18 protein-coding genes are annotated in these 22,862 nt (G+C 39.0%); 10 read left to right on the plus strand and 8 right to left on the minus strand.

Going from position 1 to position 22,862, the window contains the following annotated elements; translation table 11 throughout:
- Positions 1–16 precede the first annotated feature (16 nt).
- Positions 17–1,999, minus strand: a complete 1,983-nt coding sequence (locus PQ460_RS17495; RefSeq protein ID WP_274170596.1) for a fibronectin type III domain-containing protein — start codon at positions 1,997–1,999, stop codon at positions 17–19.
- A 106-nt stretch (positions 2,000–2,105) separates the two neighbouring features.
- Between PQ460_RS17495 and PQ460_RS17500 the strand changes: the two genes are divergently transcribed.
- The 6 genes from PQ460_RS17500 (at position 2,106) to PQ460_RS17525 (ending at position 7,311) form a co-directional block, all read left to right on the plus strand.
- Positions 2,106–2,927: a hypothetical protein gene (locus tag PQ460_RS17500; RefSeq protein ID WP_274170597.1), complete on the plus strand. Its 822-nt coding sequence runs from the start codon at positions 2,106–2,108 to the stop codon at positions 2,925–2,927.
- Between the two features lie 200 nt (positions 2,928–3,127).
- Positions 3,128–3,871, plus strand: coding sequence for a response regulator transcription factor (locus PQ460_RS17505; RefSeq protein WP_274170598.1), 744 nt, complete (start codon positions 3,128–3,130; stop codon positions 3,869–3,871).
- Complete coding sequence (locus PQ460_RS17510; protein ID WP_273615364.1) at positions 3,871–5,232, plus strand: sensor histidine kinase; 1,362 nt, start codon at positions 3,871–3,873, stop codon at positions 5,230–5,232. Before PQ460_RS17505 ends, PQ460_RS17510 begins: the two co-directional genes overlap by 1 nt.
- 37 nt (positions 5,233–5,269) lie before the next feature.
- Entirely contained in the window at positions 5,270–6,298 is a 1,029-nt protein-coding gene (locus PQ460_RS17515) for an RluA family pseudouridine synthase (protein WP_274170599.1), read from the plus strand.
- Positions 6,299–6,411: 113 nt separating this feature from the next.
- Complete coding sequence (locus PQ460_RS17520; protein ID WP_274170600.1) at positions 6,412–6,927, plus strand: hypothetical protein; 516 nt, start codon at positions 6,412–6,414, stop codon at positions 6,925–6,927.
- Between the two features lie 99 nt (positions 6,928–7,026).
- Positions 7,027–7,311, plus strand: a complete 285-nt coding sequence (locus tag PQ460_RS17525) for a SunI/YnzG family protein (protein ID WP_274170601.1) — start codon at positions 7,027–7,029, stop codon at positions 7,309–7,311.
- 71 nt (positions 7,312–7,382) lie between these two features.
- Here PQ460_RS17525 and PQ460_RS17530 read toward each other — a convergent pair whose 3' ends face one another.
- Together PQ460_RS17530 and PQ460_RS17535 are read right to left on the minus strand one after the other, a co-directional pair.
- Positions 7,383–9,497: a methyl-accepting chemotaxis protein gene (locus tag PQ460_RS17530; protein ID WP_274170602.1), complete on the minus strand. Its 2,115-nt coding sequence runs from the start codon at positions 9,495–9,497 to the stop codon at positions 7,383–7,385.
- A gap of 319 nt (positions 9,498–9,816) precedes the next feature.
- Complete coding sequence (locus tag PQ460_RS17535; RefSeq protein ID WP_274170603.1) at positions 9,817–11,931, minus strand: methyl-accepting chemotaxis protein; 2,115 nt, start codon at positions 11,929–11,931, stop codon at positions 9,817–9,819.
- A 429-nt stretch (positions 11,932–12,360) separates the two neighbouring features.
- Between PQ460_RS17535 and speD the strand changes: the two genes are divergently transcribed.
- Both speD and PQ460_RS17545 read left to right on the plus strand, forming a co-directional pair.
- Positions 12,361–13,182, plus strand: a complete 822-nt coding sequence (speD, locus tag PQ460_RS17540) for an adenosylmethionine decarboxylase (protein ID WP_273615359.1) — start codon at positions 12,361–12,363, stop codon at positions 13,180–13,182.
- A 5-nt stretch (positions 13,183–13,187) separates the two neighbouring features.
- On the plus strand, positions 13,188–13,697 hold the full coding sequence (locus PQ460_RS17545; protein ID WP_274170604.1) for a DUF6985 domain-containing protein: 510 nt from the start codon (positions 13,188–13,190) through the stop codon (positions 13,695–13,697).
- 80 nt (positions 13,698–13,777) lie between these two features.
- Here PQ460_RS17545 and PQ460_RS17550 read toward each other — a convergent pair whose 3' ends face one another.
- Genes PQ460_RS17550 through PQ460_RS17565 form a run of 4 tightly spaced genes read right to left on the minus strand, consistent with a single transcriptional unit; the run spans position 13,778 to position 17,312 of the window.
- Positions 13,778–14,434, minus strand: coding sequence for a cyclodeaminase/cyclohydrolase family protein (locus PQ460_RS17550; protein WP_274170605.1), 657 nt, complete (start codon positions 14,432–14,434; stop codon positions 13,778–13,780).
- A 38-nt stretch (positions 14,435–14,472) separates the two neighbouring features.
- The gene (gene cysW, locus PQ460_RS17555) at positions 14,473–15,345 is read right to left on the minus strand and encodes a sulfate ABC transporter permease subunit CysW (RefSeq protein WP_274170606.1); all 873 of its coding nucleotides are present in this window, start codon (positions 15,343–15,345) and stop codon (positions 14,473–14,475) included.
- Between the two features lie 24 nt (positions 15,346–15,369).
- Positions 15,370–16,236 (minus strand): sulfate ABC transporter permease subunit CysT, encoded by an 867-nt coding sequence (cysT, locus tag PQ460_RS17560; protein ID WP_274170607.1) that lies wholly within the window; start codon positions 16,234–16,236, stop codon positions 15,370–15,372.
- Positions 16,236–17,312, minus strand: coding sequence for a sulfate ABC transporter substrate-binding protein (locus PQ460_RS17565; protein ID WP_274170608.1), 1,077 nt, complete (start codon positions 17,310–17,312; stop codon positions 16,236–16,238). Before PQ460_RS17565 ends, cysT begins: the two co-directional genes overlap by 1 nt.
- Positions 17,313–17,633: 321 nt before the next feature.
- Between PQ460_RS17565 and PQ460_RS17570 the strand changes: the two genes are divergently transcribed.
- Both PQ460_RS17570 and PQ460_RS17575 read left to right on the plus strand, forming a co-directional pair.
- Positions 17,634–18,620, plus strand: coding sequence for a Gfo/Idh/MocA family protein (locus tag PQ460_RS17570; protein ID WP_274172958.1), 987 nt, complete (start codon positions 17,634–17,636; stop codon positions 18,618–18,620).
- Positions 18,621–18,682: 62 nt separating this feature from the next.
- Positions 18,683–20,779 (plus strand): YheC/YheD family protein, encoded by a 2,097-nt coding sequence (locus tag PQ460_RS17575; RefSeq protein WP_274170609.1) that lies wholly within the window; start codon positions 18,683–18,685, stop codon positions 20,777–20,779.
- 112 nt (positions 20,780–20,891) lie between these two features.
- Here the strand turns inward: PQ460_RS17575 and PQ460_RS17580 are convergent, their stop codons facing one another.
- On the minus strand, positions 20,892–22,757 hold the full coding sequence (locus PQ460_RS17580; RefSeq protein WP_274170610.1) for an S-layer homology domain-containing protein: 1,866 nt from the start codon (positions 22,755–22,757) through the stop codon (positions 20,892–20,894).
- Between the last annotated feature and the right edge of the window lie 105 nt (positions 22,758–22,862).

Here is a 22,862-nt window from a genome sequence, read left to right on the forward strand (position 1 = left end):
ATGCCTATTGCTGTATCTAATGAATGCTATACGTATCTGTACTTACTGTTGGATCTGTAATATCACTATACGTATCAGTTAGCACCGTACTATGAGGGTTGGCACTATAAAACAATAATAATTCTTGAAATGTCACCCATGTGGTGGTCGTCTCCGTCAATATCATAATGCCTTCATATTTGCCTGCTGGCACAGGAATAGGTGCTAATACGCCACCAAAAGGATTAAAGTATGCTTGAATTTTGCCATCATATAATAGATTCCAATCATTGCCCTGTAGACCATAGATAGTGAATGCCTGCTTACCCGGAACATTCAACATACTGACTAATTGAATCGCATCCAATGCAACAGGCTTGGGAAAATGATAATTAATCGTTCCACTCTTATGATTGCCTGTATTTGGTATCCAATAGGTAGATAGATCGCCATCAATCGTATATTCTGGTCGTTGGTTATCATAATAACCGACACTGGTTACAGTAGTTCCTTTGGGAACAGGATCACCGGTCGCATAACTCATCGGTGTAGCATGTACAATATTGGAATAGTTTTGATTTTGCCCGTTAACAACAGCATTAACAACAAAGTAATACGGAACACTGTTGTTATCTAGCCCTGATACTGTGTAATTCTGGTACGTATCTGCATTCACAGTAATCGTCTGCCCTAGCAAAATATCTGGATATTGCTTCATATAAGTGATGCGATATTGATCGGCTGCTGGAACTGTATCCCAAGTTAAATGTACTTGTCCATTTTGCGGTGTAGCCTGTAGACCGGTTATATAAGAAATATCGCTTTTATATAATAGTTCATTTACTACGACTGGAGCGGCTGTAGAGCTAATTTCTATTTTGAGTAATTGGTACCAATCTGGCTCAATAGGGATACTGTCGATCGCTATCGGAGACGTAGAACCTTGTACATGTACTGTTTTTTGCCCGATCAACGTATTGCTGTGTTCCCCTTCTTCGTATATTTTATACGTAATATCACTTTCCACTGGCGCTGTTATCACAAATTGCAGTTCATTTATATATAATGGATATCCGACAAGATAGCTTAGTGTTGCATTTTTACTGTTGTTTTGAGTTTTCCATGTGGATGCTATATCTCTATCCATTGTATTTTCTACAGGATTACGATAAAACTCACTACTTGCACTTTTACCTGTATTGACCGGGAAATTATATCCGGGTACTGGCATGCTTAGTACTTCTGTGGCGTAATTCGTCCGTACTCCATTGCGTACTCCGGCTACTGTAAAATAATAAGCTGTGCCTGTTGTCAGATCAGGAATCTGTACATCTGTATACGTATCTGCTGATACAGTGATTGTCTCTGTATAATACCCTGAAGTCGTACCATAACGTATTTGATAATGATCTACATTGGCAAGTGGTTGCCATTGAAGGGATACTTCTTCATTGTTATTGGTCGCTTTGAGCTGTGTTGGAGCAATGCTAGTCGTTGTAGGAACTAGATTCACTTCACTCATTAGCAACCAATTACGCGTAGAACTCACTGAAATATCAATTCCTTCATACCAGCCTATTTGTACAGCTATTGGTGTAAGAGCTTGATATTCACTGGCAGTCACATGAAATGTACGTGTTGCAATCGTACGCCAGTATCCATTTTGCAGACCGCGAATTGTATATGTCTCATACCGATCTCCCGTGCCTCCTGTAGAGACTTGTACACCTTTCAGATTCACAGCTTCTGGAAAGTTCATTTGAATACGTCCTGTATTACTAGATACTTTCCATATACTATACCAATCACCATCTCCGATATTTTGCGGTACAAATGTTGGATCATACGTAGTCGAAGTATACGTTGTACCTACAGGTATACGACTCCCGACCATCCCTTCACTTCCATCTGTTACCGCCGAAGCCGCTTCGATCATCTTCGCCTGTGGAATAAAAACAACCAGCATACTAAAGATACACAAATACAGCCACCCTTTACTTAATTGAGATTGGCTTTTCATAATTGACCCCCTTTTATCATTTCATACACTTTTCACACATCTATTCCATTATTCTCACATAACCTCTTGATAAGATGAATTTACATTCTAAGAAGAGGTGATTCCAATGAAAAAATGGACAAAAAATGCGGCAGTATTATTAACAACAATCAGTGTATTAGGAGGAGCAACAAGCGCTTTTGCAGCTACACCGACAACAGCTACTCCAACCACACAAAAAACGACTACACCTGTAACAGCAACGCATAAAACAACAGCCACTCCAGCTAAAAAAGTAACAATGCCAGCAAAATCAACTGCAAAAACAGCAAAAACGGTTACAGCTAAACACAGAGCAACCAAAGCGAAACATAAAGCTACTAAAGCCGCTCATAAAGTAAAACACAAAGCAACCAAAGCAAAACATAGAGCTACCAAAGCCGCTCATAAAAAAGCGACAACTCACAAAACAGCAGGTACTACACATAAAGTCGTTACTACAACTCCAAAACACAAAGCAGCTCGTCATGTCGCTAAATCAGTAGCTACTAAACACCATGCTAAAAAAACGACTCACAAAAAAGCGACTGCTCATAAAAAAGCAGCTACTACACACAAAGTAGTGACTAAAGCTCCAAAACACAAAGCAGCTCGTCATATCACTAAACCAGTCGTTGCCAAACACAACACTAAAAAAGCTACTGCTACAAAAGCTACAGCCCACAAAAAAGCAGCTACTACACACAAAGTAGTAACTAAAGCTCCAAAACACAAAGCAGCTCGTCATGTGAGTAAACCAGTTGTTGCCAAACACAATGCTAAAAAAGTTACTTACAAAAAAGTAGCTCATAAAAAAGCAGTTGCTCACAAAGCAACAACGAAAACAACTGCTACAAAAGCACCTGTAACTAAAGCAACAACACCTGCTAAAACAACAACACACAAATAAAAGGATCGCTTAGATACATCAAGTTCCTTTTAGCTACAAACGTAAGCTTGCTAAGTTATGACTAAAACTCACTCTTAAAGACGGGACTGCCTAGCAGGTTCCTGTCTTTTTGCTTTAGGCAAACTTTGATATTGGTGACCCTGCTCTGCTACATTAAGATTAGAACGTTTATATCTCTGGAAAGATAAGGAGTTACCGCTATGACCAAACTATTTGTAGTTGATGATGATCCGTCTATTTTGCAATTAATTTCTGAGTATTTACGCAAAGAACAGTATGAAGTATTTTCCTTTGCTCATGGACAACAACTGGTTGAACAGGTACAACATGAACATCCGGATTGTTTGATTTTGGATATTATGATGCCTGGTATTGATGGGCTTACTTTATTAACCGAACTTCGTACATTTACAGGTATTCCTATTATTATGATCTCGGCGAGGGGCGAAGAAGTGGATCGGATCAACGGTTTGGAATTAGGTTGTAATGACTTTTTGAGTAAACCTTTCAATCCTCGTGAATTGGTTGCACGTGTAAAAGCAATGCTTCGCTTAATTGACACCGGCAAGCGTGCAAGCAACCCGGTCAGTGTGTCTGCTGTTACAGATACGGCTACACCCTCTGTGCCTGAAGCTTCTACCTCTTATGTTTATGCAGGTAATTTATCGATCTCGGAAGAATTTCGGCAAGTGCTTATCCAGAATAACGAATTGTATTTTACTTCACGTGAATTTGAATTGTTGTTATTTTTGGCGACCCATTTACAGCGTCCATTCAGTAGAGAACAATTGATTCAGCAAGTATGGAATTATGACTTTTTTGGAGAATTACGAGTTGTAGATGATCTGGTCAAACGGATTCGCAAAAAATTAGTTCAGTACCAATCGACACTGACGATAGACACCGTATGGGGATTCGGCTACAAAGCCGCTATACATGAATAATGAAAACGATTCGTGGCAAAATGTTGCTGTCACTTTGTGTAGGTATGCTGATGACGGTAGCGATTACCGTCTTTTTCTTTGTACAATTAATGGATGACATTTTACTCAATCAAGTCAAACAACAATTATCTGCTCAGACGATCAAAGCAGCCCACATTTTGAAAGACCAAGATATTGATGGACTGGATAGTACAGACTTCCGCTTTTTTATTAAAGATATTTTATTTTATGCTGATTATTTTGTACTCGATAAAAACAATAAAATTATCACTTCCAGCAATACGCAAAACAATGGTAAAATCCTCAAAAACTTTTCCAGTAATCATCAAGGATATATGCAGTTGAACGGCAGTAAAGTGTTATACAGTGAAGCTCAACTCAATCATCAGCCATTTCGTGTGATTCTGTACTCTCCGTTATCATCAGTACGTGCCCTATATATTCCTTTGTTACGAACGACTTTATTATCTATCGGTGCTAGCTTTATCGTTATTTTATTTATTGCTTTATTTGCTGTCTGGCGCATGGTACAACCGCTCAATCGGTTAAAAGAAGCAGTCAGTCGGTATGAACCTCATTTACAACCTAATGAACATTTTTTACAAGCAGATCATACCGAAATAGGGGAATTGATCAGTACGTTTCAATTGATGGCCAACCGATTACAGCGACAACATCAATACCAGATTGAATTTTTGCAAAATGTATCCCATGAACTGAAAACACCACTGATGTCGATTCAAGGGTATGTCTTTGCGATTCAAGATCAGGTCGTCACAACCGATCAAGGATTAGAGATTATTACTACTCAATCGAAGCGCTTGATTCATATGGTCGAGAAATTACTGCAATTATCAAGACTTGAAAGTGTAGATGAAGTCTGGCAACAGACCACGATTGATCTCAAAACGATGGCAGAAGAAGCGATTCATTTACTACAGCCAGCAGCGCAAGAGCGCAATATCCAATTACAAGTCATCGGCCCTTCACTGATTATCGCGATTGCGGCTGAACAAGTTTTTCAAATTTTACTGAATCTGCTTCAAAATGCTGTTCGTCATACTGCAACACAGGTACAGTTGATCATCGAACCGACTTCAGATCAGCAATCATGGTGTATTCATATCGACGATGATGGAGAAGGATTATCAGAGGAAGAACGACAGCAGATTTTTCAACGCTTTTATACAGGCAAAAGTGGAGTTACCGGGCTAGGGCTTGCGATCTGTCAACAAATTGCATCTCATTTGCAAGCAGAGCTTCTATGTACTTCTTCCCCGCTTGGAGGGGCTAGATTTACCTTAATCCTACCCAAAACGACAGAATTAACAAATACGGGTGCAAGATCACTATCTCCATGATATAGTGAAGGGGTTAATTACAGGAGGCTTACAGCTTATGCAAAAGAAAAATTCCCGTTCTCATTCATCTTCAAATCGTTCCAAAACAACGAAATCAGGTCATAAAGGTAAACCGACCGCCCACTCATCCAAAGCGAAAAGCAGCTCATCTCGCAATGGTTCCTATCGTGGCAAACCACTTCCACCTACGGTCTATACAGTGAAGGAAACGACAGAACTTCTTCCTTTTTTACTGGATAATCTTACACATATCAGCCGTAATTCGGTGAAATCGATATTGGCGCGTGGTCAGGTCATTATTAATGAAAAAACCGTTACAGCGTACAATCATATGCTTCGTCCCGGTCAAGAAGTAATGGTTCACAAAGAACCACCGGTTGCCGCACCTGCGATGGTCGGTCTATCGATTATGTTTGAAGATGAGCATTTGATTGTGATTCACAAAGATGCTGGACTACTTTCTATCGCATCGGATAAAGAAAAAGATGTCACAGCTTATCGTCAGCTTACCGAGCATGTACGTGCGACTGATCCAGAACAACGTATCTTCGTAGTTCATCGGTTAGATCGAGATACATCCGGTATAATGATGTTCGCCAAATCTCATGAAGTTCAACAACAATTGCAAAATACATGGCGTGAAAGTGTAGAAGAACGTACCTATGTAGCGCTTGTTGAAGGCGAAGTGAAAAAGCCTGAAGGAACGATTTCTTCATGGCTGAAAGAAAGCAAAACACTTAAAATGTTCTCCAATTCACATGATAATGGTGGACAACATGCTATTACTCATTTCAAACGATTACAAAAAACACGCGAATATTCCTTATTAGAAGTTCGCTTAGAAACAGGACGCAAAAATCAGATTCGTGTTCATATGGAAGATCTAGGACATCCTATCGTTGGCGATAAAAAGTACGGCGCTCGTGCTCAAGGTGTAGGTCGTCTTGGTCTACATGCACGCGTACTCTCTTTTATTCATCCTGTTACCGGTGAAACGATGCGCTTTGAAACGGATATTCCTAAAAGCTTCAAACATCCTTTTAAAGATGCGCCTGAATCCACATAAGTGATCATGTATGCTGTTAAGAAAACAGGTGCTGAACTGCACCTGTTTTTTGATGCTTATCTCTTTTTACGTATGTTATAATCACCACTACCCATTATTTATAGGAGGCAATTATGCTTAATTTTGAACAAAAGCTTGAACTGCTACAATCGTATCCACAACTACAACGTAAAGATGTTTCTCTAGGTCGTGTGAATTTCCATTATGAAGACAGTGCCTATGAGAAAAAAATTGTTGCTTTCCATATTCATCCGAACGGTAACGGTTATATTTATGCTGGATTATTGCATAACTACGAAACCGATGATAAAGGATTTGTAAATATCCGCGATTATTCGGAAGAACAATTACGTACTCTACTTGATGAGACGATCCAAGCGATGTCGTACAACCACAAAACGGTTGAGTTGAAAGAAAAAGAAGAAGCAAAAGCTTCTTTCAAATTAGCAACGACGACTTCTACAGGCGGTACATGGATCGATGAAGATGGACATATTCTAACACTAAAATACGAAGATGAGATGTGGTGTGTCTATTCCGGTCTGAATTTAGATATGGCTTTTGAATCCCGCAGTGAAGCTGGCGACTATCTCAAAGACGAAGGATTCAAGCCACAGACTCAAGCTTGATTTTTATGGTAAAATAAGAAAAAGCTATTGAATATCTCATTTCATGACTTTTAATGATCGTTCAATAGCTTTATTTTATTCTTTGAGGAGTGAATTGATATGCTAGGTATTAATGTAATCAAAGATGATGATCAGATTATTGTGACATGGCAATTAGCAAAAATAGAAATTCCAATCAAAGATATTACAGCGGTAGAGTTAGATGATTCTTACGGCGGAACAGAACCGTCAGCTATTCGCATAGGTACTCCCTACGGTACAACTGATCGAGTGATCATTAGCACCAAATCTAATACATATATTTTATTTACTACGAATTATACAGCGATCCAAAATAAAATTAATCGGTATCGTGAAGAATATGCTCAATCGTTACATCAGTAATAAAATCAAAAAGGTCATCTACTCTCAACCTACAGAGCAGACGACCTTTTTTTTGTGGAATAATATCTATATTAATCGCGCAACTTGAATTTACTTAGATCTTCTTGCAGTTGGGTAGACATATCACTTAATGATTCTGCAGAAGCATTAATTTCTTCCATCGAAGCTAATTGTTGCTCTGTTGCCGCCGCCATCGTCTCTGCTTCGTCCGATGTACGCATTGACACTTCAGACACTTCTACAATAGAAGCTGTTACTTCTTCCATCCCTGCTGATATTTCTTCAGAGGTAGCTGATACTTCCTGAATCTGGGCACTCACTAACTGGGTAGCATTCAAAATTTCATTTAACGTCTGATGAGCATTCTGAATAGCTTCAATACCGCTCTCTGTTTCTGTCTGTGTCTGTTCCATCGATTGAACGGCTTGTTGAACCAATTGTTCGATATCAGCCACCAGACGGGAGATTAAGCCTACAGATGATTTGGTCTGCTCTGCTAACTTACCTACTTCTCCAGCTACCACAGCAAATCCACGTCCATGCTCTCCTGCACGAGCCGCTTCGATATTCGCATTTAATGATAACAATTGAGTCTGTGCGGCAATATTCATAATCACAGTGACAATCTGTCCAATTTCTTGCGAATGCTCTGCTAACACTTTGACGGTATCGCCGGATTGATGAACCGAATCACGAATACTTTCCATTTGATTGACAGCAGATACCAATTGCTGATCGCCAAATTGAGCACGTCCTGTCGCTTGAATCGAAGATTCAGCAACTTCTGATGCTGATTCAGCAATACGAGCGATACCAACCGACATTTCGTTCATCGCATTAGCCGTTTCTTCGGTTGCTTTTTTCTGCGTATCGGTTCCTGAAGAAACCCCTTGAATCGCTTCTGCAATTTGTTGCATCGCTTGAGTCGATTCATTAGCAACATCTTTAAGTTGTATAGAAGCGGCGGATGATTGGGCGGCAATATCCTGATTACGACGTAATAATACATTCAATGCTTGAGTGGTCTGATTAAAAGCATCTCCGACCTGACGAAGCTCATCTTGAGTAGTGAGATGAATATGCTGAGATAAATCGCCTGATGCCATCGCTGTCGCTCCATCACGCAAACGTTGTACAGCTTCACGAACACTCCGGTAAAAAGCAAGATAAAATAAAGTCACTAATAGTAAAGCGAGTATAGTAATTCCGATAATAATGTTTCTAGATTCGGTTAAGCGATGAATTCGTTGTTGCAACAATTCATTCAGCTCATTAGATATACTAGTTGTAAATGTATGTGTAGCCTCTATAGTCTGAGTTGCGGCATCATAAAATGTTGATGGGGTTGTAGCAAACGTTTTATCTGTGATTAGATCATTATTTACAGTTGTAAGGAATTGATCTAATGTGGCAAGTGTTGTTTTCCCTTGTGCACCCAAAATACTTTCTAATTGACTGTTATTTTTATACGCTGTGTCTAGAGAATCAGCAATTCCGTCACGGAGAGATTGCATTTGACCTTTTTCTAGCAAAATATCAACCAATTCAGCTTCTGTTATCTTTTTCTTTTGTAGAATGTTCTGACCTTCTCCACGAAGTTGAGCATTTTTTTCCATAGTCTGAGTTAGTTGATTCACGAAAACATCCATTAAATAATAAGAATCAATCTCTGTATCTAATGACATGCCTGAATCGTCTGCTGTAATCAGTACAAAATTATTCATTTTATTAATAATAGCGGTATGGCGATCAAAGCTGTCTGCATTATTTAATGAGAATTGTTCTGTTTGTAGAGTTTTCCAATCTGCTTGGATCGATTGCCACTGCTTGCTAGAATCAGCAAATTCATTTTGAGCTACAACTTGATCGATCTTTTGGATTTGTGTATCGATTTCTTTTTCTGTACTTTCGATATCTGGTTTGACGTTTGTTAATCCATTGGTATAACTGCTATATAGTGCGCGGTGTTCTTGAACCGCTAGAAAAAGAGGAATAATACTATTTATAGAAGTGATTCCTTTTTGCTCTTGATGAGTAATATCAATTTTTTCTTGATGTGTGTTAAACCAAATGACAAATAGCATAATAATCGGAATACAGAACAAAAAACTAATCAGCATAAATTTTTGTGCGTAATTCAATCTAGATATTACTTTGGTAAAAGGCAACAGAATCTTAGTTGACATTGACATTTTCCACCTTTGTTCGACATTTTTTTCGTTGAATCCACTATTTTTATCGGACAGTTTACACTGTTAAGTAATAGAAAAAATAAAATGATGTTCTATTTTAGGTATCTCATGTCATTCATTATGATGTAATCTTTACTGCTTACGTGTATCTGTGCTGGTATTAATAAACATATCATTTTGCATTTTACAGTGACGTTAGTAATGATCTATATAACAAAAGATGTAATTCATAAGCTCAATTTGTAATTTCAAAAAAGGCTACCTACTCTGAATGTACAGCACAGATAACCTTTTTTGAGACATACTATCTATATTAATGACGCAATTTGAACTTGCTGAGATCCTCTTGCAGTTGGGTAGACATACCACTTAATGATTCTGCGGAAGTGTTGATTTCTTCCATAGAAGCTAATTGTTGTTCGGTTGCCGCTGCCATCGTCTCTGCTTCACTCGATGTTTTGGCAGATACATCTGCAACTTCAATCATAGAAGCTGTTACTTGCTCCATACCTGCTGATATTTCTTCAGAGGTAGCAGACACTTCTTGAATCTGAGCACTTACCACTTGAGTCGATGCCAAAATATCTTTTAACGTCTGATGTGCTTGTTGAACTGCTTGAATCCCTTGCATCGTTTCGTGATCTGTTAGTTGAATGGAAGCGACCGTTTGCGATACTAATTCAGTAATATCACGGACTAACATAGAAATCATTTCTACGGAAGACTTCGTTTGCTCTGCTAACTTACCTACCTCTTCAGCTACTACGCTAAATCCGCGGCCATGTTCACCAGCGCGTGCGGCTTCGATATTTGCATTTAATGATAGCAATTGAGTCTGTGAAGCGATCCCCATAATGACAGTTACAATCTGTCCGATTTCGTTAGAATGTTCGGATAATGTACGGACTTTGTGACCTGATCCATCTACTGACTGACGAATACTTTCCATTTGTGCTACAGCGTCGACCAATTTTTGATCTCCAACATACACCAGTTCTGTTGCTTGGATAGACGACTCTGCTACGCCTGATGCTGCTTCAGCAATGCGCGTAATACCTATCGACATTTCGTTCATCGCATTCGCTGTTTCATTCATTGATTTCTTCTGTCCTTTGTTACCTTCAGAGACGCTTTGAATCGCATCAGCAATTTGTCCCATCGCTAATGTTGATTCGGTCGATACAATTTTCAAATGAGCAGAAGCTGTTGCAGATTGATCGGATACTTGTTGATTACGATGCAACAGCTCATTTAGAGACAACATCGTTTGGTTAAATGCATCTCCCACTTGTTTCAGTTCATCTCTAGTCTGAAGTACAATCGTTTGCGAGAGATCCCCTTGTGCCATAGCATCTGCACCGTTTTGTAAGCTTCTGACTGATTGCAATACATTGCGGTAAAACGCGATATAAAATAGTGCCACAAGTATAAGGACGAACAAAGTAATTCCCAAAATCAGATTGCGCATATACGTTAATTCTTGTATACGTTTGGCAATGAGAACATCTAATTCATTAGCAATAGATTCTGAAAACTGTTGTAAAGACTGAATCGTTTGCGTACCTGCCACAAAATAATCTTTAGAAGAACCTTTTAAGCTTTCATCATTAATAATTTGATTGGTGACGATATCTACAAATGCATTCATTTGACTGATATTTTCGTTTCCTTTTTCAGCAAATAATTGTTTTAACTGCGGGTTATTCTCATACGCTGTATTTAAAGAATTAGTGATATCTTCAATCGTTAATTTCATTTTGCCTGTATTTTCTGTAATTTTTACAACGGTATCATGATTATTCTGTTTGCTAATCAGTAGTGCTGTTCCTCTACCACGCATTTGTGCTACCATATCTGACGTTTGAGCTAATTGTTTGGTAAAAATACCAGCTAGTGAAGTGGAGTCGATATCGCTATCTAGAGATAATCTCGATTCATTCGCACTTTTTGTAATAAAATTCATCATTTCTTGGATCAATTCACTGTGACGAGTAAAACTATCTTCTGCATTTAAAGAAGATTGTTCTTTTTGTAATGTACTCCAATCTGTTTGAATACCTTGCCAGATTGTAATCGACTGAGGTAGTTGTTGTGATTGGATAATAGGATCAATTTTTTTTATTTCTGCGCTAATCTCTTGTTCAGTCTGACTCAATTGTGATTGAGCATTGGTATCTCCTGATACATAATTGCCATAAAAAGCACGATGATTCTGCATCAGTAAAATAAGTGGGAAAATACTATCAATATTAACTATTCCTTTTCGTTCTGAAGATGACATTTGAATTTTAGCTTGTTGATTCTCAAACCAAATACTGGTTAATAAGAGTAAAGGTAGCGCACATAATACACTAATTAATATAAATTTTTGTGCGTATTTGAGCTTAGATATAACAAACGTAAATGGGGATAGCAATTTCTCTATCACGACAATAACCGCCTTTTTTCGACATTTTATAGTTCTTAATACTTATCGTCACCATTATTATTTTATTTAATAGATAGTGCAAAATTTTTTTGTGGACTATAAAATAGCGAAAAACTTAATAGCTTATCTACTCAAATGACCTAGCTGTAGAAGTTGATGTTTTACATTTATAGCTATGGATATTAGGCAAGGCATCTGTTAACATTGAATCGTATGTAACGACCATATTCAGCATTCGATTCGGCATTTTATCATGCTAATACGTACAGCTTAATAGCTGAATGTTTTTGAATAAGTCAATGGGGTATATGAATAGTATTTGCTATTACTAAGTGCTCGGCACTTTAAATATACAACTGTCCGATCCATACTATGTATTGAAGCAACACAACATGGATATCGATATCGACGACAATAGGGGGAATACAGATGGGATTGACACCGCAACAGCGCATTCAGCTTCATAATTTTAACAACTTAACAAAATCTTTGAGCTTCAATATGTACGATATTTGCTATACACGCACGAAAGAAGAGCGTGAAGCCTATCTTGCTTATATTGATGAACAATACAATGCAGATCGTCTAGGAAAAATCTTAACGAATGTATGTGATATTATTGGAGCTCATGTGCTGAATGTGGCGAAGCAAGATTATATTCCACAAGGAGCAAGTGTAACGATGTTGATCTCTGAAGGTCCGGTAGAGACAGCACCTAATGCTTCTTTTGAAGAATCACCTGGTCCATTGCCAGAGCATGTATTGATGCATCTGGATAAAAGTCATATTACCGTGCATACGTATCCTGAATACCATCCTGATGAAGGTATCAGTACATTCCGCGCGGATGTTGATGTGTCTACTTGTGGCGAAATCTCACCACTAAAAGCATTGAACTTCCTTATTCATTCATTTGATACGGATATTATGACAATGGATTATCGGGTACGTGGATTTACTCGTGATATTCAAGGACACAAGCTATTTATCGATCATGATATTAGCTCGATCCAGAACTATATTCCTTCTGAAATCAAAGACACTTACGATATGATCGATGTGAACGTGTATCAAGAAAATATTTTCCATACAAAATGTAAATTAAAAAAATTCGATCTGGATAATTATCTATTCGGGTATACCAAAGAAACATTGACTGAAGAAGATCAAGATCAGATTACACAACGTCTCAAAATGGAAATGGACGAAATCTATTACGCCAAAAATATGAATACAGATCGTTCGGTCTAGTCACTATGAGTGAAACTATTCTACGAAAAATAGACCGACGCAAAGAAGATTGGGGCGCAGAGTTCTATGCCCCTGTTTTTAATCAATATATGGGTGTCTATGTTGGTGATCCGAACATTTCTACAGAAGCGGTAGAAAAAGTAGTTCAAGCGTTTAATCAGTTGGATCAGGATACCCTTGCTAAATTATTTCAATTTTCATGGGATTACTGTAAAAGCTTCTGCGATTATGTAGGCGACCAAGAGTGTCCGTCTATTCAACAACCCGAAGAAATTTTACAGTATATCGAACCTATTGATATGATGATAGAGATGGATCCAGAACGAACTGAGACGATTATTCGTATAGAGCTAAATTGCGATTGGGAAGTAGAACATGGATTAGAATGGTTGATTCGAGATCAGCAAATTTTGTATGTAGGTAGTTGCGAAGTTCCTGATGCATGGAAAGAACTATCGTACTATGAAAACTACAGTCTTAACTTTGCTTTTGGTAACAATTACGATAATCTTTAGCAAAAAAAGCTCCAAACCTGTTCACTGTGCTTGAGCGTGAATGGTTTGGAGCTTTTTATGTTGTACAATCATTTGAGCTTCTACGCATGATCACTAGCGATACGTTGTCGAACTTGTGTTAGACATTTTTGTTTTAATGTAGTTACTTTTTGCATAAAGCTATCTGCACGCTGTTGATAATAATGATGTTGTTCTTCATCTTGCAGAGTCACCAGATTAATTTCTAACGTTAGCAGTAAAGATTGCGCCGAAGCTTCAAACAAAATAATACTGATGCCGACATCCGACAAAACAGTTCGATTGCATATCTCGATCAACGGTGATGCGCTATACAGACCGTACAGACAACATTCCATTAACTGTAGCGGAATATCAATCGACTGTAATTTCATCGTCTGTAGCGTTTGTTTACGTTCCTGCTTTTCTTTGTCAGTATGATGTGGCAGACGTAAAGCTTCAATATATTGTCCAAATGACTCCATATCTTTATTCATCAAATGCTCACAAGCACTTCTGATCTTATCCATATCTTGTAGCGCTTGATTCACTTCTACTTGCACTTCTTCATATCCTTCGCCTTGCGAAAAGTGGGCGGTCATCGAAGTCATCGCCGCACCGAGAGCTGCAACAATTGCAGACACACTACCTCCACCCGGTGTCGGTTCTGCTTCTCCTAATTGCTTCATTACTTCACGCAAAGATTGATCCCAAGACACTGTATTAACTTCTTTATTCACCTGTACGCCCTCCTGATAAAATCATCTTATGATGTATTTTACCCTGTTTGGCGACGATTCATTTGCCATTCCAAAAAAGCTTTGGTCAATAACGTCAATACCGCTAGAAATACCAGTAACGATGACACTGCAAATGAAGCGGAAAATTGATATTCATTGTACAAAATTTCGATATGCAGTGGTAATGTATTGGTTTCTCCGCGAATATGACCGGATACCACCGATACAGCTCCAAATTCGCCCATAGCGCGTGCATTACACAAAATAATGCCGTACAGTAAGCCCCATTTAATATTAGGCACAGTCACCCGCCAGAAGATTTGCCAGCCTTTCGCTCCAAGACTTGCTGCGGCTTCTTCTTCCTGTACCCCTTGTGCTTGCATAAGTGGAATTAATTCACGCGCTACAAAAGGAACAGTCACAAAAACAGTCGCTAATACAATCCCCGGCAAAGCAAACACAATCTGAATATTATACTCATCTAACCATGGTCCAAGATATCCTTGAGCACCAAATAACAAAATATAGACTAACCCTGCAATAACAGGCGATACAGCAAAAGGTAAATCGATCAAAGTAATCAGCGCATTTTTACCACGAAAACGAAATTTACTAATCGTCCATGCCGCCGCTATACCAAATATCGTATTCAGCGGTACAGCAATCAAAGCGACGACTAATGTTAAGCGTAGTGCTGACAAAGCATCTGAATCTGTTATAGAAGCTTCGTATACACTCCAACCTTTTTTGAAAGCTTCGATAAAGATACAGACTAACGGCAACACCACCATTAATCCTAGAAATAACAGGGCAATACTAATCAATGTCCAGCGTACAATGCCTGATTCATTGATATGCCGGGGACGATCCGCAGATGTGTGCGAAAGGTGTGCAGTAACAGCACCAGCCATATGTCGATCTCCTTTCTTGGCAATCTATCCGCCTTCAATCGTGCGGCGATTTAACCGCCATTGCATAAAATTAATCAGCAATAATAATAAAAACGAAATAATTAACATTACCAATGCAATCGCTGTAGCTCCTGCATAATCATACTGTTCTAACTTGGTCATAATGAGCAGTGGCGCAATCTCTGTTTTGAGTGGCATATTACCAGAAATAAATACAACAGATCCGTATTCGCCTATCCCACGAGCAAATGCTAGTGCAAAGCCTGTCAGTAAAGCAGGCATTAATTGTGGCAATACCACTCGATAAAAAGTTCGCCAGCGATAAGCACCTAACATCACTGCGGCTTCTTCTGTTTCTTGATTCAAGTCTTGCAATACTGGCTGAACCGTACGGACGACAAAAGGAATACCGATAAAGATCAGCGCAATCGTGATACCCAGAGGGGTATAAGCAATTTTCCAACCGAGCGGGGTAAATAACTGCCCTATCCATCCATTCGGTGCATAGATTGTTGTTAATGCGATCCCGGCTACAGCTGTTGGCAAAGCAAACGGCAGATCGATTAAGCTATCGATCACCTTTTTACCTGGAAAACGATAACGCACCAGCACCCATGATAACAGTAGCCCGAATATCAGATTAATAGCTGCCGCGCAAAAAGCAGTGCCAAAACTAATTCGATACGATGCCAATACACGCGGATCAAGAATGGTATGCCAGAACTGTGCCCAACTGAGTTCGGTCGTTTTGATAAAAATACTTGCCAGTGGAATCAAAATAATTAGACTCAAATAAGCAATCGTGAACCCCATCGACAATCCGAACCCCGGCAAAATAGTACGTGCTTTGGATGGACGAAGCTTGGTGGTACGAACAGGTTGAGTACTCATTAAGAACCCGGTGTATAAATCTGATCAAATAATCCACCATCACTGAAATGCTTCTGCTGTGCTTCTCTCCATCCTCCGAAATCTTTATCTATCGTCAATAACTTCATTTCTTTAAATGTATCTTTGTATTTAGCAGCTATCTTTTCATTGATCGGACGGTAGTAATTTTTGGCGGCAATCTCTTGTCCTTCATCCGAATAGAGATACTCCAGATATGCTTTGGCAACATCCTGTGTACCATGTTGCTCGGCTACTTTGTCTACAACAGCAACCGGCGGCTCTGCTAAAATACTGATCGATGGATAGACAATTTCAAATTGATCAGGCCCTAACTCATTAATAGATAGAAAAGCTTCATTTTCCCAGGCTAACAATACATCGCCTAATCCTTTTTCTACAAAAGTAGTCGTAGCTCCTCTGGCTCCAGTATCGAGAACAGGGACATGTTTGAATAATTGGGCAAGATAAGCTTTTGCTTGTTCTTCATCATTGTTGTTTTGTTGTAGTGCATAACCATAAGCGGCAAGATAATTCCAGCGTGCTCCACCGGATGTTTTGGGATTAGGTGTAATGACCTGTACATCGTCTTTGATCAGATCATTCCAGTCTTTAATATTTTTGGGGTTGCCTTTGCGTACAAGAAATACAATCGTGGATGTATACGGAGAACTATTATGTTCAAATTTGGACTGCCAATCTTCAGCAAGCAATCCTTTGTCTGCAATCGCATCAATATCATAACCGAGTGCTAAAGTAACCACATCTGCTTTGAGACCATCAATAACAGAACGTGCTTGCTTACCAGAACCACCATGAGATTGTTTGATCGTAACGTCTTGACCGGACTTCTCTTTCCAATATTTTTGAAAAGCAGTATTGTATTCTTCATACAATTCACGTGTCGGATCATACGATACATTCAGTAGCTCTACCGCATCTTTACTGGAACCTGCATTTCCTTCAGCGTTGTTAGTAGCATTACTATTTCCCCCGCAAGCACTCAACACAAGTACTAAACTTAGCAACACACTAAATACAGACCATAATTTGTAACTTCCCTTTTGATTGTCTCTCAATCTCAACACCCCATCATTTCGATTTTTCTACTTAAATTTAATAATTCCTACCTGTTTACTTTGTTATGTAGAAACTTTATCAAGCTTTGTATCGACAATCAATATAACTTTTTATATTTTTGGGTAAAACTGGATAGAAGTTTGTAGCATTTCGAGCGTTCAGATAAAGAACATCTATATCATCTCCAAAATGAATCTTTTTTCTTTTACAAACATGCTTTGTCATATCAAGGGTGACTCGGGTATAATATTGTATATTGAATACATGTATCCGTACATATTTCGGGGTACCCATATATGACGAATAGAGAGGACGATTCCATGATCCGGTTTGGTATTATAGGCACTAATTTTATAACAGAGCGATTTATTGATGCTGCGCAACGGAATGATGATTTGCAGATTACTTCACTGTACTCACGTACGCTTGAACGTGCACAACAATTTGGTGGCAAACACAATATTCCACATGTGTTTACAGATATTGCAGAAATGCTAGAAAGCGGGCAAGTAGACGCTATCTATATTGCTAGCCCTAACTCTTTTCATGCAGAGCAAGCAATTCTATGTATGAATCATGGTAAGCATGTATTATGTGAAAAACCACTGGCTTCTAACGTAACCGAAGTTCGCGCTATGATCGAAGCCGCTAAGCAAAACAACGTTACTTTGATGGAAGCGATGAAATCAACGATGATGCCGAATCATATTGCGATTCATGATAATTTGTATCGGATCGGACAAGTACGTCGTTATTTTGCAAATTACGGGCAATATTCTTCTCGTTACGATGCTTACAAAGAAGGCAATATCCAAAATGCATTTAAACCTGAATTCTCCAATGGCGCTTTGATGGATCTCGGCGTTTATTGTCTGTATCCGCTTGCAGTAATGTTCGGTCGCCCGAATGAAGTGAAAGCGACAGGGGTAATGTTAGAATCCGGTGTCGATGGTGAAGGTAGTATTATTTTGTCTTATGACGAAATGGATGCTGTCGTAATGTATTCCAAAATCACAGACTCCTCCCTCCCTTCTGAAATTCAAGGTGAGTTAGGCAGTGTACGTATTGACAAAATCAGTGAACCTCAACAGATTACGATTACGTATCGTGGCGGATATGAAGAAGAGATTAATGTGAGTCAATCCGAACCACCGATGTATTACGAGATTCGTGAGTTTTTGAATTTGATTATCGAAGGTAGACAACAATCGTCTATCAATTCATGGGAACATTCTTTGATTACATTTGAAATTATGGATGAAGCCCGCCGTCAATTAGGTCTGGTCTTCCCTGCTGATTCTAACTAATCACAGACTAGCAACAGAATAAGCGCTTACGCTTTTCTGGATAAAAGGAGTGTCTATCACCTTTGAGTATTGGTATATATCATGCTACTCATCCTTTGCAGTTGCTTCCTTCTGCACGTATAGAGGCTATGGTGGATGCGGCAGTAGAGCTTCAAGTGCAGATTCTTTTTTTCGATGAAAAAGGGCTTGATCTCAAAAACAAACAGGTTACTGCTTCGGTTCCAGACCCTGATCAACCAGGGCAATGGATTATTCAGACACTTCCTTTACCAGATATCGTTATCAACGAAATGGGCAAGCTACCTAAAGAGCGATCTTCGGTAGAACAAAAGTTAAATCGGATGGTCACGTTCACATCACATCCGATTCACGGCAAATTGCGTATTCAACAATATTTGAGTCAATCGGAATCTTTAGCTCAACTGGTTATTCCTACACAACCCTGTCGTAATATCCACAGTCTACAAGATTACTTATCACATTATCGTCATGTGATTGTTAAGCCAGATCGTGGACGACAAGGTCAAGGGATTGTAAGTATACGTATGACCGGAAAAGAAGAATTTCTATGGCAGACAGTCACAACTGAACAGATTATGACATCTGCTGGATTAGAGAAGTCATTGATGGCGCTGATTGAACATCAAGATTATCTAGTACAACCGTATATTCATTGTCAGACTACAGATCATCGTCCATTCGATTTTCGTATTCATGTGCAACGTAATTATCAAGGAACTTTTCAGATCACGAGAATCTATCCACGGATTGGTGAAGCGCATACTGTTGTAAGTAATTACAGTCAGGGTGGAACTACAGCGTTGTGGACATCATGGTTACAAGCACAATTTCCACAGACCGCAGACTATTGGATCAATACTTTGCCTGAAATTGGATTGCAATTAGCAGAGTATATTGATGCGATGTATGATTATCCTTTGGATGAGTTAGGAATAGATGTAGCGATTGATCATGAAGAAAAGTTATGGTTCTATGAAGCGAATACAGCTCCACAGACACGTGATCATGAGTATGAACGTGCTATGCATACGATCGGTTATGCTCATTATTTAGATCAGCGTTATCATATATTGGAGCAATTGCCTTCGCTACCTGATGATCAGATTATGATTGGACTGTTAGCCGAACATCATGGCAATGATAGTGATGAGAATTTTATCGAAGCTTGCGCTGCTGTTGCTGCTGTTAATGGAGCCAGATTAGTACGCATCTATGCTGATGATATCTTTTTTCGGCAACAACGGCTATTAGGTTATGTATGGGAACAAGGCGGATTTGTTCCTTATGCGTGTCGTTATCCTGATGTAGTATTTGATCGATTGAAAAAAAGAGGAATTGCTGCTTATTCTCGTATGTATGATGCGATGGCTTCGATTCCTGCTACTCATGAATTGAAAAGCGGTTCGATGAGTAAAGTGCATATATATCGTCTACTAGCAGATGCTTCTGAGATCGTATCGGCATCGGTGATTCCTTTTCACGATATGCAACAATCTGATCAAGTGGTGGAATTTATGGAGCAGTATGAAAATACCGTTCTCAAACCTGATACTGGCTCACACGGGCAAAATATATTTAATATTCAGCAGCGGGAGTCAGATTATGAAGTTTATGATCAATCGTATCTGCATTACTTAGATGCTGATCAACTGGATCATTTTGTCCGTATGTCATTAGGTAAAGGTTATATTTTTCAACAGTTTGTAGATAGTTCTACTACAGAAGGTCATCCTTTTCATCTACGCACCCATGTGATGAAAGTTGGTGAAGGACAATGGAAAGTTGCTTTTGTACAACCTTTTGTTGCCGTATCCACGTATCGTAAAGTGACTAATCATGCTCAAACGTTACGTTTATCTACCAAATGGGACTGGTTTTTAAATATGGAATACGGCGAAGCGCCAGGACAACAAATGGATCGTCGTGTTCGTCAATTAGCGATCGAGACAGCAACTCATCTTGAGAAACGTCTGGGACGTAACTTCCCTGAAGTGGCGATTGATCTGGGAGTCGATAAGCAGCGTAATATTTGGATATTTGAAGCGAATTTTAACCGAATTGGCAATTCATTTCATGCTTTTGAAGCTGCTAAATATGCAGTTCCTTATGCAATCTCTTTGTATAAGCCCTTATCTTAATCAGAAAGTAATCTGTTATGCTTATATACAAAAATAAAACCGGAATATCCTGCTGGTATAGATCAGCAGTGAATATTCCGGTTTTTTGTTGCTTTCTATGCGGTTACGATCATTAATTAAGAAGCCCTGAATCTTGTAGCCATTTCACCAGCATAGTTGCTCCTTCAGACTGGGTCGTAGTTGGAGAAGCTGTTAATGCGGATCCTTTAGCAGATTCTACACCTGTATTATTCCCTGAAGAGATCGCTTGATCTAATTCTGCTTTTGCCCATTGGCTGGATGAATTGTTACTAGCATTTGCCATATTGTTAGCGTTACTGCTTTGATCCAATCCATAAGCAGAAGCGGCTCGTGTTAAAATAACAGCCAGTTGCTCTTTGCTAATCGTACGGTTCGGAGCAAATTGAGTAGCTGATATTCCGCGTAATACACCCGCATGATAAAGTGCTTGAATTGCTTTGGCTTCCGATGATGATGGATCAATATCAGTGAATGTTGAAGCTGGAGCACTATTCACATTTATACCGAGTGCATTGACTAGATAGGAAGCCAATTGTCCGCGTGTTAACAATCCATCATTAGCCACTGTAGCTTGATTGCTAACCGGAATAATTTGTTTATCGACTAATTTTTTCAATTCTGGTGAAGCATTGGTCACATTGTTGGAAGGATTGACTTTGACAATCGTAAATGTCCCATTTTCCAGGCTATGAATACTCGCTTGACCTTGATTATCAAATAAAACAGGAACTACATGCGTACTTCCATCGCTATCGGTAGATAATGCAATATATTGATCATCGCTAGCAGCATTTTCAGGAGCAGCTACACTTAATTGTACATAACGATTGTTGTAATTATTAAGTGTATTGACTGTACCATCATTATCGATTTGAACACTGACTTGATATGTTCCACCTGCTGTAGTGACCGGATTGCCTGCCCAGTTACTGAACGACGCAGGTGATACTTTTTCAGCTTTGATCGTCCAATTCGCTGTAGTGTTATTACTCAGATTGAGATTGCGATTAACATTGGTAAATGCAGATGCTGGCACATAGATGCGAACATCCCCTGTTTGAATCGCTAATCCATTTTGCTTGGCCACTAATGATTGCACCACATTACCTGCAAAATTAAATTGATATTGTTGCTTACCTGTAATTGCATTAGCAGCAATCGTAATCGTTTCTTTCGGCGCGGCGACTTCGGTAGCTGCATGAACACGATCGTAGATCAGATCAAGTACAGCACTATTATCGTCCGACTTGGATAAGGTTGCTGCACCTTTGGTGCGTTCACTATTACTACCTGTTGCTGTTCCATTGGTATCTTTTGTTGAATGTACTGCATCAATAGTTACCGGTTGTGCCGCCACAGGTGTAGGTGTAGAAGGCGTAGTTGGTGCTGGTGTTGTCGGTGTACTTGATGAAGGATCTTTATCTTCTTTGTCTTTTTTCACTTCGATTGTTACTGTAGCGACTTCTGATTGATTGTTTTGTGGATCAGTAACGTTATACGTAAAAGTGTATGTTCCGACAACTGTTCCAGAATATTCAAATGTACCTGTAGATGTATTGGTTAATACGACTTTCCCTTGTTGTGGTTGAGTCAGTAAATGATATGTTAGATTGTCGTTAGTTTCTTCATCTGTAGCTTGTAACTGACTGCTAAATACTGTTGATTTTTTGATGATAAAGCTTAAACTTTTCGCGATTGGAGCTGCTCCACTTTCTCCATGTGTCAAAGAAGAAGAGCTACCAAAGAAATTTTGCTCAAAATAAAGCATTGAATTACCATTGTATACGGTAGGTTGGTCTGAAGAAGTCTGATATGAACTGGAAGAAGTAGAAGGCGATGATAGACTTTGTGCTCCTGTTACAGTTGGTGCTGCGACTAATCCAGTCGCCAGAATAGAAGTACCTGCGATTTGCATGACCTTTTTGACTGTAGAATTCTCTTTGTTTGTATTTTTCATACTTAATGATCCGCCTTCTCCCTAATGAATATAACGTAACGGTTTAAAATACTTAACTTATTAATATATTGTATTTTTATCGGGATTTTATACGTTTTTTTGAAT

Origin of the sequence: Paenibacillus sp. KACC 21273 (assembly GCF_028736095.1) — a bacterium.
GTDB lineage: Bacteria > Bacillota > Bacilli > Paenibacillales > Paenibacillaceae > Saccharibacillus > Saccharibacillus kyungheensis.

What these genes read in the sequence shown, in the direction of transcription:
- PQ460_RS17525 (WP_274170601.1), top strand. Translation starts at nt 7,027, where the DNA reads ATGCTAGGTATTAATGTAATCAAAGATGATGATCAGATTATTGTGACA.
- PQ460_RS17515 (WP_274170599.1), top strand. Translation starts at nt 5,270, where the DNA reads ATGCAAAAGAAAAATTCCCGTTCTCATTCATCTTCAAATCGTTCCAAA.
- cysW (WP_274170606.1), bottom strand. Translation starts at nt 15,345, where the DNA reads ATGGCTGGTGCTGTTACTGCACACCTTTCGCACACATCTGCGGATCGT.
- PQ460_RS17545 (WP_274170604.1), top strand. Translation starts at nt 13,188, where the DNA reads ATGAGTGAAACTATTCTACGAAAAATAGACCGACGCAAAGAAGATTGG.
- PQ460_RS17505 (WP_274170598.1), top strand. Translation starts at nt 3,128, where the DNA reads ATGACCAAACTATTTGTAGTTGATGATGATCCGTCTATTTTGCAATTA.
- PQ460_RS17530 (WP_274170602.1), bottom strand. Translation starts at nt 9,497, where the DNA reads ATGTCAACTAAGATTCTGTTGCCTTTTACCAAAGTAATATCTAGATTG.
- PQ460_RS17500 (WP_274170597.1), top strand. Translation starts at nt 2,106, where the DNA reads ATGAAAAAATGGACAAAAAATGCGGCAGTATTATTAACAACAATCAGT.
- speD (WP_273615359.1), top strand. Translation starts at nt 12,361, where the DNA reads ATGGGATTGACACCGCAACAGCGCATTCAGCTTCATAATTTTAACAAC.
- cysT (WP_274170607.1), bottom strand. Translation starts at nt 16,236, where the DNA reads ATGAGTACTCAACCTGTTCGTACCACCAAGCTTCGTCCATCCAAAGCA.
- PQ460_RS17580 (WP_274170610.1), bottom strand. Translation starts at nt 22,757, where the DNA reads ATGAAAAATACAAACAAAGAGAATTCTACAGTCAAAAAGGTCATGCAA.
- PQ460_RS17510 (WP_273615364.1), top strand. Translation starts at nt 3,871, where the DNA reads ATGAAAACGATTCGTGGCAAAATGTTGCTGTCACTTTGTGTAGGTATG.
- PQ460_RS17570 (WP_274172958.1), top strand. Translation starts at nt 17,634, where the DNA reads ATGATCCGGTTTGGTATTATAGGCACTAATTTTATAACAGAGCGATTT.
- PQ460_RS17520 (WP_274170600.1), top strand. Translation starts at nt 6,412, where the DNA reads ATGCTTAATTTTGAACAAAAGCTTGAACTGCTACAATCGTATCCACAA.
- PQ460_RS17495 (WP_274170596.1), bottom strand. Translation starts at nt 1,999, where the DNA reads ATGAAAAGCCAATCTCAATTAAGTAAAGGGTGGCTGTATTTGTGTATC.